Consider the following 16,046-nt stretch of genomic DNA (forward strand, 5'->3'; position numbering starts at 1 on the left):
AAATGAAACATTTAACAAAAGTATTCATTACTGTTTTAGTAGCCGTTATGGTGTTAGCAGCTTGTGGAAATGGGGAGTCCGAAAAGTCATCGGAGTCAAAAGAAGATAGTAAAACAACGAAGATTAAACATGCTATGGGGACCACTGAAATTAAAGGGAAACCAAAACGTGTCGTAACATTATATCAAGGCGCGACTGATGTATCTGTCGCACTAGGCGTCAAACCCGTCGGTGCCGTGGAATCTTGGACACAACAACCAAAGTATGATTACATAAAAGACGACCTAAAAGGTACAAAAATGGTAGGTCAAGAACCTTCACCAAACTTAGAAGAAATCTCTAAATTAAAACCAGATTTAATCATCGGCTCTAAAGTTAGAAACGAAAAGCAGTATGAACAACTTTCTAAAATCGCACCAACGATTACGCACGATACCGTGTATAAATTTGAAGATACAACGAAAATGATGGGTAAAGCACTCGGTAAAGAGCAAAAAGCTGACGAGTTATTGAAGAATTATGACGATAAAGTTGCACAATTCAAAGAAGATGCGAAAGCTAAATTTGGAGATCAATGGCCATTATCAGCTTCGGTTATCAACTTCAGACCAGATCATGCGCGTATTTATGCAAGTGGTTATGCTGGAGACATCCTACATGACTTAGGGTTCAAACGACCAGAAGCGCAACAAAAACAAGTTGATAAAGGTAAAGACATCATTCAATTAACATCCAAAGAAAGCATTCCACTTATGGATGCTGATCATATATTTATGTTCAAGTCTGACACTACTGATAAAGACGCAGAGTTAACTAAGAAAACAGAAGCAGATTGGACATCAAGTAATCAATGGAAAAACTTAAATGCAGTAAAAAATGATGAAGTATCAAAAAATGTAGATGAAATCACGTGGAACATGGCTGGTGGTTACACTTCATCACTTGAGCTCATTGATGATTTATACAAAAAATTAGATATTGAAAAACAATCTTAATCAATAAGGAGTTAACTCATGTTACTTAAACCGCGGTATAAATTAATGCTTTCTGGTTTATGCCTTATCGTTGTAACGATTTTAAGTTTAATAATTGGAAACACGCTTGTATCACTTTCACAGTTGGTACAAGCGTTGTTCCACTTTAATAGCAATAACGATATACATATTCTACTTGCCGAATCACGCGCATCAAGAACAATCATTGCTCTACTTACCGGCGCGGCGTTCTCTGTATCTGGTCTGCTTATGCAAGTATTAACACGTAATCCAATCGCTTCGCCTGGCCTGTTCGGTGTTAATTCAGGTGCCGTGTTCTTTGTGATTTGTGGCTTAACATTTTTTAAAGTGCAATCATTTGAAGCGCTCATAGCTATTTCATTTATCGGGGCAATTATTGTAACTGTTCTTGTCATTACACTTGGCATGTTTAAACAAGCGCAATTTTCACCCAAACGTGTGATATTGGCTGGTGCAGCGATTTCAGCATTATTCGGAGCATTTACACAAGGCATTTTAATTATGAACCAAAGCAATTTACAAAGTTTTCTCTTTTGGCTAAGTGGCTCTGTTGCTATGCGTAACGTGTGGGAAGTGCCTTGGGTTATTCCAATTATTATCGTGTTTCTGCTCATTGCCTTTGCGATGTCGTCACATATCAACATCTTAATGACGAGTGATGAAATTGCTTCTTCTCTCGGTCAAAAAGTCAAATTAACAAAAATGTTTATAGTATTAACTATTAGCGCACTTGCCGGTATTTCGGTCGCACTTGCAGGGTCTATTATGTTTATCGGCTTGATTGTACCGAATATTAGTAAAAAATTAATGCCAGCTAACTATAAATATTTGATACCATTCACTGCGGTTAGTGGCGCTATGTTAATGACGTTGTCCGATATTTTAGCTAGGACAATTATTCAACCACTCGAGCTTCCTATAGGTGTTATCACAGCAATCATCGGTTCAATCACACTTATTTATATTATTAGGAAAGGAATCCAACGTATATGAATGAGACAATCCATAAAAAAGATACCAAACGTCTAGTCATTGCTGTTCTCATATTGATTATTTTTTCAATACTGAGTTTAATGCTGGGGTCTACTTTTATATCGTTAAATAGTATCCTTTCTTATATTATTGATCCTATATCGAGCCCTGATCAATTCACTATCGAAGTGTTGCGATTGCCTAGAATTGTATTGGCGATTGTAGCTGGTGCAGCACTAGGCGTAAGTGGTTTGATTTTACAAAACGTACTTAAAAATCCTATCGCTTCTCCAGATATTATAGGTGTTACAGGAGGCGCAACATTTGGCGCAGTGGCATTTATTGCGTTTTTAGGTGATATCAGTGTCCATTGGTTACCGACGTTTTCGCTCACTGGTGCAGCCATTGTCATGATGATTCTTATTAGTTTTCAAAAAAAGGGTGATATCCAACCGACGACTTTAGTTATTATTGGTATCGCACTTCAGACATTGTTTATGGCACTTGTAAATGGCACGCTTGTACTTACAAAACAACTTGCTGCTTCTAAAGCTTATACTTGGCTTGTCGGTAGCTTATCTGGTGCTACATTTGAAAACAGTTTGATATTGGGATTATTTATACTATGCACTTTGCCATTGTTGATTATTGTGCTTCCGAGAATGAAAGTATCCGTAATGCACGATAATGTGGCCACGGGTTTAGGCGTAAAGGTTAATCAAACGCGACTCATTCAAATGGTTATCACAACGATACTTGCTGGTGCAGCGATTAGTTTCGTGGGTAATATTGGCTTTGTTGGTTTAATATCACCGCATATTGCCAAAGCTTTGATTAAAGGGAATTATTTAAAGCGTTTATTGATGTCAGCCGTCTTTGGCGCACTTTCAATCGTCATTGCTGATCTTATAGGCAGAACAATATTTCTACCAAAAGAAGTACCAGCCGGTGTTTTCATTGCTGCATTCGGCGCCCCATTCTTTATCTATTTATTACTGACAGTTAAAAAATTATAGTGTTATATTAAAGATAAAGTCTTCAACTTTGTTGGCAGCTTTTTGTACACGCTTTCCGAGGGCACAGCCTTAGCCTGTAGTCTTCGGCTGGTGCTTTATTAACTAGTCAGGAGCCGGCCCAAATCACTGCCATTTTCAAATAAAACAATCCAATTTATTTAATTTAAACAGTTCTGTAGTTTATAATATTAAATAAACCAATATATAAAATAGATAGCATGTTTAGTTTGTGAACTTGTTGAAGACAAATATTGTCTAGATAACAGAAGATCATTAATAGACCCTGAAACTTTAATGAAATTATTACTTATTCAAAGTCTATTTGTTACAAGACCAATGAATGAATATTCAAGGGGGTTTTTAAAATGAGAGAATTAGTAGGAAAATGTTCTGTCTGTCAAAAAGATATTTATTGTTTAAATGGTTTCTTGAATGGTGAATATAATGACAATCATTTGTATTGCTTTGCCTGTGCATCAAATGTTGAAAGATAATAATTTTTTATATTATAACAATTTAAATGGTACTAAGTTATAATTGTGTTATGTTCGTTAACACCAGGAGGTTAAATTATGCCATTAGGCTCAGCCATAGCTCTACTTTGTGCATTTTTTGTTATTTTCTTTTTACCATATATGGAGAAGAAAGATAAAAAGAAAAAGTGAAGTTCTGTTATAAAGATAAATTATGGAAATTCACTTATAAAAAAGCAGTCACAAATTTAATGATTTGTGACTGCTTTTTGAATTCATCTATACTTGTCAGATTTTGAAAAGTGCTGACATCCAAGGAATAGTATGATTGAGGATGCACACTATAAAATAGGTGGTCAAACACGTTCAATATCATAATTCTAAAACGCTATATTGCATTAGTGAGATAAACTTTTAACAAAGTTACTACTTTTGTACGCTTCTGTTAAAAGTTGTCCGTCGTTTGATACATAAAAATATTTTTCATCAAGTGTAGACACCTCTGTCGGGAAAAGCCAATACAGCTTACCTTTTTCAAAGGATTTGTCTTGTTTGATACATAAATATCTACATTCTGATATGCTCATATATTGCTGCCTCATTTCAAGATAGAAGTAGCCCTGTATTATTTAATAATCGTATTATTAAATACAAAACTAGGTTCTGCACCTAAAACGATAAGGAATATTTGTGAGTAAGCTACAAATTGGAATTTTAATATCATTTCATTAACATATTCGAATTCATTATTTTGTTTAACTTTTTCAACTTCTCGTTCATATAACTCCAAAACAGAGTCTCTAATTAAAATAGGTCTGTTATTTTGAATAATTTCATTGTTATTTGAAAACATGAGTAGCCCTAAATATTTATAATGAATACTTAATTGTCTTGTTAAACTTGCTATATATTCTAATTGTTCATATAAGTGAGGAGATTCTTCTCTCAAAGCTTTTAAATCTAATTTAAATTGTGTTAGTTCATCCATTTCATTAACCATTTTTATCACTTCTCCAATTCCCATGGTTTACTTAAATCAAGAGACTTAAGTAATGTTTTACTTTGTGCTCTTCTCGTTTTACGCACTTTTGCTCTTTCTTCACCATACATAAATAATGTTTTTTCATCTTTAGTCTGTGCTGTAATTTTAGGTACTTTAATTGATTTTTTGTTTTCATCTAAGGCTACAAAAGTAAGAAAAGCGATAGCAGCAATTTTTCTTTCTGCTGTAATCATATCTTCCGAAATAACCTTACAAAATATCTCCATAGATTTTTCTCCTGTATAAACTACAGAAGATTCTATACAAACTGAATCAGACTGAGTAATAGGGTGTAAAAATTCTACGCTATCTGTAGATGCTGTAACACATTCTTTAACTCTTGCATGTCTTCTAGCGGACAATGTTGCATTATTATCAATTTTTTTCATCAACACGCCACCAAATAACGTGTTGTAATTATTTAAATCATTAATTAAGACTTGATCGGTACTGACAATTTTACTATCGCTCGGATATTTATAATTTTCCATGAAAAACTCCCGTTCTATAATGTTTATGTCACAAATTATAGAACGGGAGCATATAAATAGAAAATATCCTTTTTTTATAAGGGCATAAATTCTGTGAATGGCCTTGTGTTTAATGATGTAATAAGTAATTTTCTTGTATGAATTTAATCCAATTTTTAGTTAATGAATCAACTATGATATCTTTTCTCCAAATAATGGCAAGCTCCCATTTCATTGAGGGTTCATTAATACTGATAGCTTTCAAATCTTCATCCAATAAATCAAGTATTCCTTCAGGTAGTATACAGATACCCATATTATTTATTAACATTTCTTCTATAAAGCTCCACTGGGTCGTTTCAAAAATAATATCAGGGTTAAAACCATAGTTTCTGCATGTATTTTTAATTTTATCGTTTAAGTAAAAATCAGAATTAAATAAAATAAATTCTTGATGTTCTAAATCTTCAATATCAATCGTATTTTTATCAGATAATGGATGATTTTTATGAACTACGAGTTTTAATTTTTCTTCTAAGAAAGTGAATGTACTGAAAATTTTATGATTCGTCGGTAAGACAGTAATACCCATATCCAAATCACCATAATATATATCATTTTCAATTTTCTTACTTCCATTTTCAAAAAGTTGAAACGTTACATTAGGATAAGAATCATGGAACTGAGAAATGAGTTTTATTAATCTTCTAATATTAATAATTGTAGGAATTCCTATTTTTAAATGCCCACTTTTCAATTCTAGAAGATTACTTAATTCATTAGGGATATTCTCATACATTTTTAGCATTTCTTTACATTGAAAAAAGAATGCCTCCCCTGCATCAGTTAAGTATATTTGGTTTTTATATCTATTAAATAATGTTACTTCTAATTCTTTTTCTAGTAATCTAATCGTATTACTAATTGTCGGCTGTGTAATGAAAAGTTTTGCTGCTGCTTTTGTCATACTTTTTTGGTTTACCACTTCAACAAAGTACTGCATATGTCTAAGTTCCAATAAAATCACACCTTCTTTTTATATTATGAGTGTAGTCTGCTATACTTCAATTATTTTTATATTTTATAAAGCTGAAACTTTTAGTGTTCTTGTTAATACTGATTTTAGCATGTATTGGAAATATAACACCAAGGTTTATTTTTATATCATGTTATTATTTCCGAGGAAATAGCTGAATCGCTATTTGTCATCATGATTTGATTAAAAAAAGACCGTTACCACATTTCGTGATAACGGTCTTTTTAAATATATAATAAATTCCAAGTTTTAATACTACGTTAAAAGTAAATATAAAATTATTTCACGACTCCTTTTGTAAGCATAATATTACCATATATAGCTGTTTCACCTGTTTGAATAATCGTATGACAGTTTTTAGATGTCTTATAAAAATCAAATCGCTCTATATAATTTATATCTTTTTCACTAATTAAGTTTTTATAATCTTTCCAAATATTTGGTTCTTGATCTTTTTCTACAGGAGACATTAATTGTACAGGGGTTTCTATATAATCATCTATAGGCATAAGCTCCATTATTGCAACTAATAATTCAGTTATATTCAATCCATCTGCACGCACTACTCTTTTACCGAATGTTTGCGCAGGATAATTTGCATCTGCCAGCAGTAATGTATCACCATGACCCATTTCCATTAAACTTTTAACTATATCTGGTGATAATATCTTAGGAATACGATTTAACATATACTAACCTCACTTACCATATTTTGGTCTTAATGCTACTAATTCATCGATACGTTCTTTGGGTAATTCACGTTCACCATCAATTGATCTAGTAATGAATGTTAATTTTGCAATATATTCTAATCTTTCCATATTTAGATACGCATTCATTAAAGTATCACCCCATGTTAACGCCCCATGACTTTCTAATAATACTGCTTCATAGTTATCAAAATATGGTTCAACAGAATCAGGTATTTCTTCTGTAGAGGGACATCCATATGCTGCTAATGGGATTTCAGGCATTGCTATTACTACTTCTGGCATAGTTGCCTTTTTAAGTACTTCTCCTTTAATAGCAAAACCAGTTGCATATGGGGGGTGTGCATGTACGACACCATTACATTTTTTCATTGCTTTGTAGCATCTCAAGTGCATTTTCATTTCAGATGATGGTAAAACACCTTCTTTAGCTTCTAATATATTACCCTCTAAATCCAATTTAACTATACTATCAGGAGTGATATAACCCTTACTTGTAGCTGTAGGAGTAGCCAGCACTTCATTTTCAGATAGCCTAGCTGATATATTTCCGTCATTTGCGGCAACAAAGTCTTTATTAAATAAATTTTCACCTATCTCACACATTTGTTCTCTTAACTTCTTCTCTTTTGTATCCATGGTTTTTTCCTCCATTTTCATTTTCTATCCAATAACGTTCTATTTCTTCGAGTGTTTTTCCTTTTGTTTCTATAGCTTTAAAGTGTATATAGAAAATTGCCACTAATGATAATAGTGCATAAATTAGAAATACGTTATTACCCATCCAAACTAAAAACATTGGGAATGTTAGTGAAAAGACAAAGTTTAAGCCATATTGAGCAAATGTAATAATGCCCATACCTAAAGCTCTAGCTCTTAATGGGAATATTTCTGGAATATAACTCCAAAATACAGGACCTAAGCCAATACCAAAAGAAAATACAAAAATGAATAAACTAATAATTGCTAACACCGCATTATCTCCAAAAAATGCCATTCCTAAACAAGAAGGTATTTGTCCAATCATTGAGTAAATTAATAAACTCTTTCTACCTAATCGATCTATCAAAGGTAATGAAATTAATGTACTTAAAACAAGAGCTATACCAACACCGTAATTAGCTATAATCGAAGCGTGTGAAATACCTACATGTTCAAATATTTCTGGAGCATAATAAATTGCGGCATTAATACCTGTAAACACTTGAAATATTGTCAATACAAATCCTAGCATCACTATAGGTCTGAATTTTTTAAATAAATCAGTGAATTTAGTAGATTGATGGTTTAAACTTAATTTAATATCTTGAATCTCATTTTCAACTTCTTCTTTGCTATATCTAACTTTAGACAAAACTTTTCTAGCTTTATCTATCTTGCCGTCGCGTACGAGCCAACGAGGACTTTGTGGAGATATAAACATACCTACTGCAAATATAAGCGCCGGTATAACACCTAAACCTAAAGTCCATCTCCATTCACCATTTGAAAAGTTAGCTGCACCTACCATATATGATGCAAGTATACCTATATTGACACTTAATTGATAAAGTGATGCCATAAAACCTCTTATTTTAGGTGGAGCTAATTCAGATAAATATATTAATCCATACATATTAGCAATGCCTGCTGCAATTCCGAGTATAAATCTAAAAATTAGTAACGTGCTTGTATTATCAGCAAGTGCACACCCAATAGAACCTATGATAAATATAATCCCGCCCCAAATGAGTAAATTACGACGCTCAATTTTCCGTTCGAATATAGTTGCTGCTATAATAGACGGCAATGCCCCTAGAAGTAAAAAGCTAACTACTAACCCTTTTTCTTGAGTATTCAAACCGAATTCTTTAGTAATTCCAGGTAACGCCAATGCAATCGCACCTGAATCATATCCATAAAGTAATCCTGCAAACCCTCCCAATACAGCAAAGACATAAACTATTTTAGGGATTTTACTTGATACATTTTGTTCCATAAAAGCCCCCCTTTTTTATAACATTTCTATCTTGTTAAATTGCTTCATTTCAATTGAATTAGAAATGATGTTAGGTATATCTGTATATTCAATTAAATTTAACGCAATGAGTTGACTTAAAATATTCCCAAATGAACTTGCTTCAATTGGTCCAGTCAATATATCTCTCTGCGTTTTTTGAGCTGTTAATTCACAAAGTAATTCATTCTGTATACCGCCTCCAACAATATGTATGTTAGAAAATTGTTTTTGAACCACATTTTCTAAATTAGTAATTACTTCTTTATATTTTTCAGCCAGACTATTAATAACAACTCTTACAAAATCACCTACTGAACTAGGTGGTATTTTATCTTGTTCAATAAAATGATTTTCAATAGTTTTATGCATATTACACTTATTCATAAACTCTTTTTTATCAACATCAATCGTTTCGTTAAATGACGACCGCTTAGCTTTTTCAACTAGTTTTTCATGGCTATACATTACACCGTTTTCTGCCCAATGCCTTTGGAGCTCTTGCAAAATCCACAAGCCATTAATATTTTTTATTAGTTTAGTTTTTCCATCTACTGTCCCTTCGTTAGTGAGTTCTAATTCAAATGCTTTTTTCTTCGTAATGGGTTCCTGAATTTTGACTCCCATAATTGACCATGTACCACATGATAAAAACACTGAATTCTCCCTTGTTACTAATAATGACGCCGCTGTGTCATGACCAGCACTAGTAATAACTTTAGTATTTTTATAAACTTCTTCGTTGAGTTTTGAGTTCTTAACCTCTCCTAAAATTTTTACGTTTTCAATCTCTTGCTTGAACCAATGTTTTGGAAAATTTAATGTATCAATTATTTTTCTGGACCATTCATGATCTTTGTTTAGCAAACCACTCGTACTAGCTATTGAATAGTTCGTTGCTTTTTCTTTTGTTAAAAAGTAACTAAACAAATCAGGCATAAATAATATTGTTACTGCCGCATCTCTTAACCAGGGATAACGTTTTAAATCTGCATATATTTGGACAATAGAATTAATCGTAGTTGGATAAACACCTGTTTCTTCGAACAACTCTCTTTTTGATAAAAGTTTATATATTTCATTTTCATACTTTTCTTTCTGTTCATTTCGATAATTACGAGGTAGCATTAATAAATCCCCATTTTCATCTAAATAACCATAATCAACGCCCCAAGTATCGACAGATACACTATCAACATGAACATTTTCTTTAGCTAATATTTTCATACCATTTTTTATTTCTTGGTATAATTTGGGAAAGTCCCAATAGAGAATCCCATTCATTTCTACAGGTGTATTAGCGAACCTGTATATTTCATTTAACTGGATGGTATTCTTATGAAATTCTCCTAACACCATTCTTCCTGAACTTGCTCCCAAATCAAATGCAATATGATTTGTTTTATTCATGGTTCTCACCTACTTATATAATGGTCCGAAATTTTTACACGCTCTAAAATCTGCTCCTTCTAATGACTCTGTTCCAAAAGCAGACCATACTTTAGGTCTGAATATGTCTGCTTCATCAATATTGTGCATATTAATTGGTATACGTAACATAGATGCTAAAGTTATTAATTCTTTACCAATATGTCCATAACTAATTGCTCCATGATTAGCACCCCAATTATTCATAACATCATAAACAGATTTAAATGCCCCTTTGCCTGTTAATCGAGGAGCAAACCATGTCGTTGGCCAACCTGGATCAGTACGTTGATCTAGTATTTGATGTACATCGCTAGATAAATCAACAGAATAACCTTCGACAATTTGTAATACTGGACCAAGTCCATCAACTAAATTTATACGGCTCATAGTCATCGGCATATTACCTTTTGTTAAGAAATTGGTTGAAAATCCACCACCTCGGAAGTATTCACGGTTTGCTGGTACTAATTTCGTATGTTCAATACAGGCATCTACTTCTTCATCTACAATATCCCAGTAGGGTTTCATAACTGGGTGTCCATCCTTTCTTTGTTGCCCTGTTCCATCCAATGTTGTTGAACCAGAATTAATAAGATGTAATACACCATTTTCAGCTTGTCCTTCTAATTTTTTTCCTGTAACACGTTCTACTGCTTCAGAACTCCAGTAAGTTCTTACATCAGAAAAAATTTGTGCTCGGTTTGTTAATAAATAATTAAATAACATGGACACACCATTCAAGCTATCATTTTCAGTGGCGAAAATATGTGGTGCTCTTTTGCCATTCCAATCAAAAGAAGTATTAAGTATCGTTTCTAAGAAATCACCATTAGGATAATAATCAGTCCATTGTCTTTGTCCTTGGAATCCTCCAACAATTGCATTGTGACCTTCTGCTTCTTCTTCAAATCCTAAGTCAGCTAATTTTTCGTTACCTATAAGTAAATCTTTACAAATAATCGTCATTTTTATAACAAATTCCATTTGCTCATTCTTAGCTTCTTCACTGATTGGATTTTCTTTTGAATAAATGTCTTCAGATACTTCGAATTTTTCTTTAGTCCATTTTAATGCTCTTTCAAACTCATAATTATCATATATACCCTCGTTCATTCTTCTAATAATTTCAACAGACTCAACCTGTTCATTACGCATACCTAAATACTTTTGAAAGAAGTCTTCATTTATCATGGAACCTGCAATACCCATTGCTACATTCCCTATAGAAAGGTAAGATTTATCCTGCATAATACCTTTAGCTAACGCGCCTCTACTGAACAATAAAATTTTGGATTTTACATCATTGGGGATGAAATCATCAGCAGCATCTTGTACATTTTCACCGTAAATACCAAATGCTGGAATTCCTTTTTGAGCATGCGCCGCTAAAACAGCAGCTAGGTAAACACCTCCTGGTCGTTCTGTTCCATTCAACCCCCATATAGCATGAGGTATGTCTACTCTCATATCCATTGTTTCTGAACCGTAACACCAACATGGCGTCACAGTGATAGTTCCGCAAATATTTTCTTTATCAAATTTTTCCTTACTTTTGCTAGCCTCAGAAACACCACCGATTGTAGTATCAGAAATAACACACTTTACAGGTTCTCCATTTGGATATTTTAAATTTTCTTGAATAAAAGCTTCTACAGATTTTGCCATATTCATAGTTTGCTCTTCTAAAGATTCTCTTACGCCTTTACGTCTTCCATCAATTGTCGGTCTAATTCCTATCTTTGGTAAATTATTAAACATATTTGACAGCCCCTTTTTCTTAAATTAACTACATCTTATGACAGCGCTACCAAAAAGTAAATAAAAAACAACATTTTAATTTTGATTTTTCTTTGTTTGTTTATTTTTAAGTATAATTTCTATATAATGTATACAAGGAGTTGTTTATAGTGAAAAAATTTCAAAGGTATCAAGAAATCATAAATATTCTGAACTCATACAGACATGTTGAAGTTAAAAATTTAGCTGAAACTTTTAATGTTACAGAAGAAACAATTAGAAGAGATTTAGAGCACTTAGAAGATCAAAATGTCCTCACAAGAACTCATGGAGGTGCAACTTTAGCTAGTAGAAATGATTTATCATATTACTATCGTTCTACTAAAAATTTAAAACTAAAAAAGACTATTGCTAATAAGGTTTTAAATTTACTAAAGGATAAAGAAACCATCATGGTAGATTCCAGTTCAACGGCATTAGAATCAATTAGGTTACTTTCAAGTAAAAGTTATTCTCCAAAAATAATAACAAATTCTGTGAATTTACTTTATGAATTTTCGGATACAAACTTAAGTTTAGTATCGACCGGAGGTAATCTAAATAAACATTCAGGTACCTTAGTAGGCGCTCAAGCAATAGAAACGATTAAAAATTACTATACTCAAGCTATTTTATTAAGTTGTAACACTATGAGTAATAATGGTTTTAGTGTAGGAGGAGAAGAAGAAGGATTAACTAAAAAAAGTATGCTTCAACAAGGAAGTTTGGTTATTATGCTTGTAGATTCCACGAAAATATTGAAAGATGTTACTGCATTTTTTAAATTTGCAGATTATAACCAGGTCGATATAATTGTTACAGATAATCCCACATTACCAGATGAGCTCATACCATTTATTGAACGCCATAAAATTAAGGTCATTTAATTTTATGGTATAGCTTATTTTATGAGATTTTCCTCTATGCAGTCATAATTATTAAGTTTCTCATTAAGATACCGAATGAAAATTATATTTTACTCATGAAAGTTATTAATAATTCTTAAGAATATATTTTTAATCCTACTATACTTATAACTTAAAAAGACCGTTACCACATTTCGTGATAACGGTCTTTTAATTTCTGAATTGCTGATTAATATGAGTGGAGTACCATAAACAAAAGCTACTCAAAGTTCAATTTAAAGTTAAATCTAATTTGTGTATCGTTGAGTCGATAAGCTTCATTTAATTCTGGACCACAACTATTAGAACCAATGCCACTTTGAGCATAATCAATATAGAGATACGTATAATCTTCAAGTTCTAATTGATCTTTATGTGTCGTATGCGTTAACTGATTTAATGAATAATGTATTGTATTAAAGCTGAACGCTTCCCCACTTGATATAAAAACAGCATTATGACCATTTGAAACTTTAACAAATGTAGTCTGATTATGACTTCCTGATTCTTGAGGTTTGATGTGGTTACTTCCATTATCTGTCACTGTCGTTTTGAAATAATCTAAATATGTTGCAACACCTTTATCTTGATAACTACTATAAGGTCCATTTCCATAATATTCGACTTGTTCATAGTCACTTGGTAATGTCATAGCTAAACCGAAACGTGGTAAAAATGGGGCTAATGTATCTTTCTCTAAATCATAATTTACATTAAGTGTACCATCGTTTTGAATCGTCCACGTAAGTGTCCCTGAAAGCACAGGGGGAACCGCTTCATTAATCAACGCAATGTCAAAAACAAGACTGACGTCACTATTATTTTCAACGATTTGGTAACCATGTACTTTCGTAATAATATCTTTATATCCAGCGTATGCCCAACCTTGCTTAACATTGATGTCATTATCTGTTGGTGCACGCCATAGGTTATTTTGTGTTTTCTGATTCATAATAATTATGCCATCATGCGCAACTGTTTTTAAACTCGCGTCTGTTTTATCAAAAATGTATACCCAATCATCAATAGCAACGTGAATTGTACGAGCCTCGTCTCTGCATGCTAATGATAATGGTTTGGAATTCTGATACGTCATTGATTGTTGCTGATATACGATTTGATCATATCCTAATTCAAAATGAGCGGAACGTAATGCATCTGCATCTTTTAATTTGTAGCGTAACATCACATCACTGAGTTCATTTATATTAACATAGTCACTTAAATCAATCTTTTGCGTCGTATGGGGTGCGAATTTAGTAAAAGGAACTTCAAACGTCTGACGCGTTCCATCTAAATATGTAGCAGTTGCCTCCACGCTTAAATAGTTTTCTATATGCGTGAAATCAAGTTGGTTACGTAATGTCAGTTTATAGTCATCCCGCTTTATTACTTTTAAAGGTCTATGTTCATATTTAAATTCATAATATCCTTCGTGAGGGATGCGGTCGGGAGAAACAATACCGTCTACACAGAAATTACCATCATGCAGACGTTCGCCGAAATCTCCACCATATCTAAATATTGGCTTACCCTCTTTCAAACCTGTCTGAATGCCGTGGTCACACCATTCCCATACGAACCCTCCAATAAAGCTATCGTATGCCTCAACGAGCTTCTGATAAGCATGAAGATCTCCAGGTGAATTTCCCATGGCATGCGCATATTCACACAAAATAAATGGTTTATCTAGATTCAGATTATTTAAATATGTCGTTTTAATTTCTTCTGGAGATGGATACATTCTACTAATCATTTCAACGTTAGATAAATCATAGTCTTTTGATTTATCACGATGTAATGTACCTTCATAATGAAGTGGTCGTGTAGTATCTAATACTTTCGCACATGCCAAGCCTTTAACCATATTAACCCCAAATCCAGATTCATTACCCATTGACCATGAAACAATTGAACTATAGTTTTTCAATGGGATTATTGACGCTTCAATGCGCTCGATAATTGCAGTTTGATATTTAGGGTCATCCGTAATGATATTAAAGTATTTAGTGTTCTCTTCACCATATAAACGAACTACGCCATGTGTTTCTAAATCCGCTTCACTCATGACATAAAAACCATATTGATCTGTTAATTCATAGAATAAAGGTGATTTCGGATAATGTGCAGTACGAATTGCATTAAAATTACCTTGTTTCATAAGTTTTAAATCTCTCATAAATTGAGCTTCATTTATCGTATATCCTGTTTTCGGATCACTATCATGATGATTCGTGCCACGTAATTTAATAGATTGCCCATTAATATAAAATTGATTATCTCTGATTTTAACTTCTCGAATACCAATTTTTTGTGTAATGGCTTCTTGTTCAGTTGTAATTACTAACGTATAAAGTACAGGACTTTCTGCTGACCATAATTGTGGTTTGTTAACTGTAAAGCTATACTGTTCCGAAGTTTGAGCACTGCTTACCAATTCGCCATCCGGGCCATATAAGTGTAGTTCAACTTGCTCTAATGCTTGTTTACGTGCTAAGTTCACGTCTATAGATGCCTTATGCAAATCATCATTCAAATGTGTTTCGATTTTAAAATCCTCTACACGTGATTGCGCTCGTTTTAAAATATAAACATCTCTAAAAATGCCTGAATGTCTGAACATATCTTGGTCTTCAAAATATGTGCCATCTGAATATTTTAATACAAGGACTTGTATCGTATTTTGTCCATCATACACAAATTTTGAAATATCAAATTCTGAAATAGCATGGGATATCTGGCTATAACCTACAAATTGATTATTTACCCATACATAAAATGCGCTATCTACACCTTCGAAATTCAAATGATAATCACTATGCAGCTCATATGAACTTAACTCAAAAGAACGTGTATAACGTCCGCATGGATTGTACCTCGGCACATACGGCGGATCAAATGGAATTGGATATTGTGTATTAAGATATTGTATTTGATCATAGCCATATAAATTCCATACTGACGGCACTGGCAATATATCCTTTTTAATCTGTTGAGGCAGGTTCAAACATGCTTCTAGAGAATTGAAATATTCAAAGTGCCAATCACCATTTAATAATGTCACATTTTTTGTATTATATCGTGTTTCTAAACGGTAGTCAGACTCCCCTCGTTGGTATGGTATATAAAATGCACGTCTTGGCATCAAGTTCACATGCTGAATCTCCATATTTTCATGAAATTGTTGTTCTAACATAAATTGA

General features: G+C 32.8%; 16 protein-coding genes. 6 read left to right on the forward strand and 10 right to left on the reverse strand.

What is annotated here, in order from left to right; all coding sequences use genetic code 11:
- The first annotated feature begins 2 nt into the window (after positions 1 to 2).
- The 5 genes from M4L39_RS00745 (at position 3) to M4L39_RS00765 (ending at position 3,669) form a co-directional block, all read left to right on the forward strand.
- On the forward strand, positions 3 to 995 hold the full coding sequence (locus tag M4L39_RS00745) for an ABC transporter substrate-binding protein (RefSeq protein ID WP_277580274.1): 993 nt from the start codon (positions 3 to 5) through the stop codon (positions 993 to 995).
- A gap of 18 nt (positions 996 to 1,013) precedes the next feature.
- The gene (locus M4L39_RS00750) at positions 1,014 to 2,009 is read left to right on the forward strand and encodes a FecCD family ABC transporter permease (protein ID WP_277580275.1); all 996 of its coding nucleotides are present in this window, start codon (positions 1,014 to 1,016) and stop codon (positions 2,007 to 2,009) included.
- Positions 2,006 to 3,004 carry a FecCD family ABC transporter permease gene (locus tag M4L39_RS00755; RefSeq protein WP_277580276.1) on the forward strand — a complete coding sequence of 333 codons (999 nt, stop codon included), beginning with the start codon at positions 2,006 to 2,008 and terminating at the stop codon, positions 3,002 to 3,004. Before M4L39_RS00750 ends, M4L39_RS00755 begins: the two co-directional genes overlap by 4 nt.
- A 365-nt stretch (positions 3,005 to 3,369) precedes the next feature.
- Positions 3,370 to 3,498, forward strand: coding sequence for a hypothetical protein (locus M4L39_RS00760; RefSeq protein WP_277580277.1), 129 nt, complete (start codon positions 3,370 to 3,372; stop codon positions 3,496 to 3,498).
- 78 nt (positions 3,499 to 3,576) lie between these two features.
- Entirely contained in the window at positions 3,577 to 3,669 is a 93-nt protein-coding gene (locus M4L39_RS00765) for a hypothetical protein (RefSeq protein ID WP_056936087.1), read from the forward strand.
- Positions 3,670 to 3,875: 206 nt separating this feature from the next.
- Here the strand turns inward: M4L39_RS00765 and M4L39_RS00770 are convergent, their stop codons facing one another.
- The 9 genes from M4L39_RS00770 to M4L39_RS00810 form a co-directional block, all read right to left on the reverse strand.
- Positions 3,876 to 4,064: a hypothetical protein gene (locus M4L39_RS00770; RefSeq protein WP_057513683.1), complete on the reverse strand. Its 189-nt coding sequence runs from the start codon at positions 4,062 to 4,064 to the stop codon at positions 3,876 to 3,878.
- A 38-nt stretch (positions 4,065 to 4,102) separates the two neighbouring features.
- Positions 4,103 to 4,477 (reverse strand): hypothetical protein, encoded by a 375-nt coding sequence (locus tag M4L39_RS00775; protein ID WP_277580278.1) that lies wholly within the window; start codon positions 4,475 to 4,477, stop codon positions 4,103 to 4,105.
- Positions 4,478 to 4,482: 5 nt separating this feature from the next.
- The gene (locus tag M4L39_RS00780) at positions 4,483 to 5,010 is read right to left on the reverse strand and encodes an acyl-CoA thioesterase (protein WP_277580279.1); all 528 of its coding nucleotides are present in this window, start codon (positions 5,008 to 5,010) and stop codon (positions 4,483 to 4,485) included.
- Between the two features lie 109 nt (positions 5,011 to 5,119).
- The gene (cidR, locus tag M4L39_RS00785) at positions 5,120 to 6,007 is read right to left on the reverse strand and encodes a cidABC operon transcriptional activator CidR (RefSeq protein WP_277580280.1); all 888 of its coding nucleotides are present in this window, start codon (positions 6,005 to 6,007) and stop codon (positions 5,120 to 5,122) included.
- Between the two features lie 296 nt (positions 6,008 to 6,303).
- A complete protein-coding gene (locus tag M4L39_RS00790; protein WP_277580281.1) occupies positions 6,304 to 6,714 on the reverse strand; it encodes an RbsD/FucU family protein in 411 nt (136 codons plus the stop codon).
- A 9-nt stretch (positions 6,715 to 6,723) separates the two neighbouring features.
- A complete protein-coding gene (locus tag M4L39_RS00795; protein WP_277580282.1) occupies positions 6,724 to 7,374 on the reverse strand; it encodes a class II aldolase/adducin family protein in 651 nt (216 codons plus the stop codon).
- The gene (locus M4L39_RS00800; RefSeq protein ID WP_277580283.1) at positions 7,334 to 8,713 is read right to left on the reverse strand and encodes a sugar porter family MFS transporter; all 1,380 of its coding nucleotides are present in this window, start codon (positions 8,711 to 8,713) and stop codon (positions 7,334 to 7,336) included. Before M4L39_RS00800 ends, M4L39_RS00795 begins: the two co-directional genes overlap by 41 nt.
- Before the next feature lie 15 nt (positions 8,714 to 8,728).
- A complete protein-coding gene (locus M4L39_RS00805; protein ID WP_277580284.1) occupies positions 8,729 to 10,141 on the reverse strand; it encodes a rhamnulokinase in 1,413 nt (470 codons plus the stop codon).
- A 9-nt stretch (positions 10,142 to 10,150) separates the two neighbouring features.
- Positions 10,151 to 11,920 (reverse strand): L-fucose isomerase, encoded by a 1,770-nt coding sequence (locus M4L39_RS00810; protein ID WP_277580285.1) that lies wholly within the window; start codon positions 11,918 to 11,920, stop codon positions 10,151 to 10,153.
- A gap of 149 nt (positions 11,921 to 12,069) precedes the next feature.
- Between M4L39_RS00810 and M4L39_RS00815 the strand changes: the two genes are divergently transcribed.
- On the forward strand, positions 12,070 to 12,825 hold the full coding sequence (locus tag M4L39_RS00815) for a DeoR/GlpR family DNA-binding transcription regulator (protein ID WP_277580286.1): 756 nt from the start codon (positions 12,070 to 12,072) through the stop codon (positions 12,823 to 12,825).
- Between the two features lie 238 nt (positions 12,826 to 13,063).
- Here M4L39_RS00815 and M4L39_RS00820 read toward each other — a convergent pair whose 3' ends face one another.
- On the reverse strand, positions 13,064 to 16,039 hold the full coding sequence (locus M4L39_RS00820) for a glycoside hydrolase family 2 TIM barrel-domain containing protein (RefSeq protein ID WP_277580287.1): 2,976 nt from the start codon (positions 16,037 to 16,039) through the stop codon (positions 13,064 to 13,066).
- Positions 16,040 to 16,046: the final 7 nt, after the last annotated feature.

Source organism: Staphylococcus equorum (assembly GCF_029531845.1).
In the GTDB taxonomy this organism is placed as follows: Bacteria; Bacillota; Bacilli; order Staphylococcales; family Staphylococcaceae; genus Staphylococcus; species Staphylococcus equorum_C.

Bases quoted from the DNA above. Each gene is read 5' to 3' on its own strand.
- M4L39_RS00745 (WP_277580274.1), top strand. From the start codon at position 3: ATGAAACATTTAACAAAAGTATTCATTACTGTTTTAGTAGCCGTTATG.
- M4L39_RS00750 (WP_277580275.1), top strand. From the start codon at position 1,014: ATGTTACTTAAACCGCGGTATAAATTAATGCTTTCTGGTTTATGCCTT.
- M4L39_RS00755 (WP_277580276.1), top strand. From the start codon at position 2,006: ATGAATGAGACAATCCATAAAAAAGATACCAAACGTCTAGTCATTGCT.
- M4L39_RS00760 (WP_277580277.1), top strand. From the start codon at position 3,370: ATGAGAGAATTAGTAGGAAAATGTTCTGTCTGTCAAAAAGATATTTAT.
- M4L39_RS00765 (WP_056936087.1), top strand. From the start codon at position 3,577: ATGCCATTAGGCTCAGCCATAGCTCTACTTTGTGCATTTTTTGTTATT.
- M4L39_RS00770 (WP_057513683.1), bottom strand. From the start codon at position 4,064: ATGAGCATATCAGAATGTAGATATTTATGTATCAAACAAGACAAATCC.
- M4L39_RS00775 (WP_277580278.1), bottom strand. From the start codon at position 4,477: ATGGTTAATGAAATGGATGAACTAACACAATTTAAATTAGATTTAAAA.
- M4L39_RS00780 (WP_277580279.1), bottom strand. From the start codon at position 5,010: ATGGAAAATTATAAATATCCGAGCGATAGTAAAATTGTCAGTACCGAT.
- M4L39_RS00790 (WP_277580281.1), bottom strand. From the start codon at position 6,714: ATGTTAAATCGTATTCCTAAGATATTATCACCAGATATAGTTAAAAGT.
- M4L39_RS00795 (WP_277580282.1), bottom strand. From the start codon at position 7,374: ATGGATACAAAAGAGAAGAAGTTAAGAGAACAAATGTGTGAGATAGGT.
- M4L39_RS00800 (WP_277580283.1), bottom strand. From the start codon at position 8,713: ATGGAACAAAATGTATCAAGTAAAATCCCTAAAATAGTTTATGTCTTT.
- M4L39_RS00805 (WP_277580284.1), bottom strand. From the start codon at position 10,141: ATGAATAAAACAAATCATATTGCATTTGATTTGGGAGCAAGTTCAGGA.
- M4L39_RS00810 (WP_277580285.1), bottom strand. From the start codon at position 11,920: ATGTTTAATAATTTACCAAAGATAGGAATTAGACCGACAATTGATGGA.
- M4L39_RS00820 (WP_277580287.1), bottom strand. From the start codon at position 16,039: ATGTTAGAACAACAATTTCATGAAAATATGGAGATTCAGCATGTGAAC.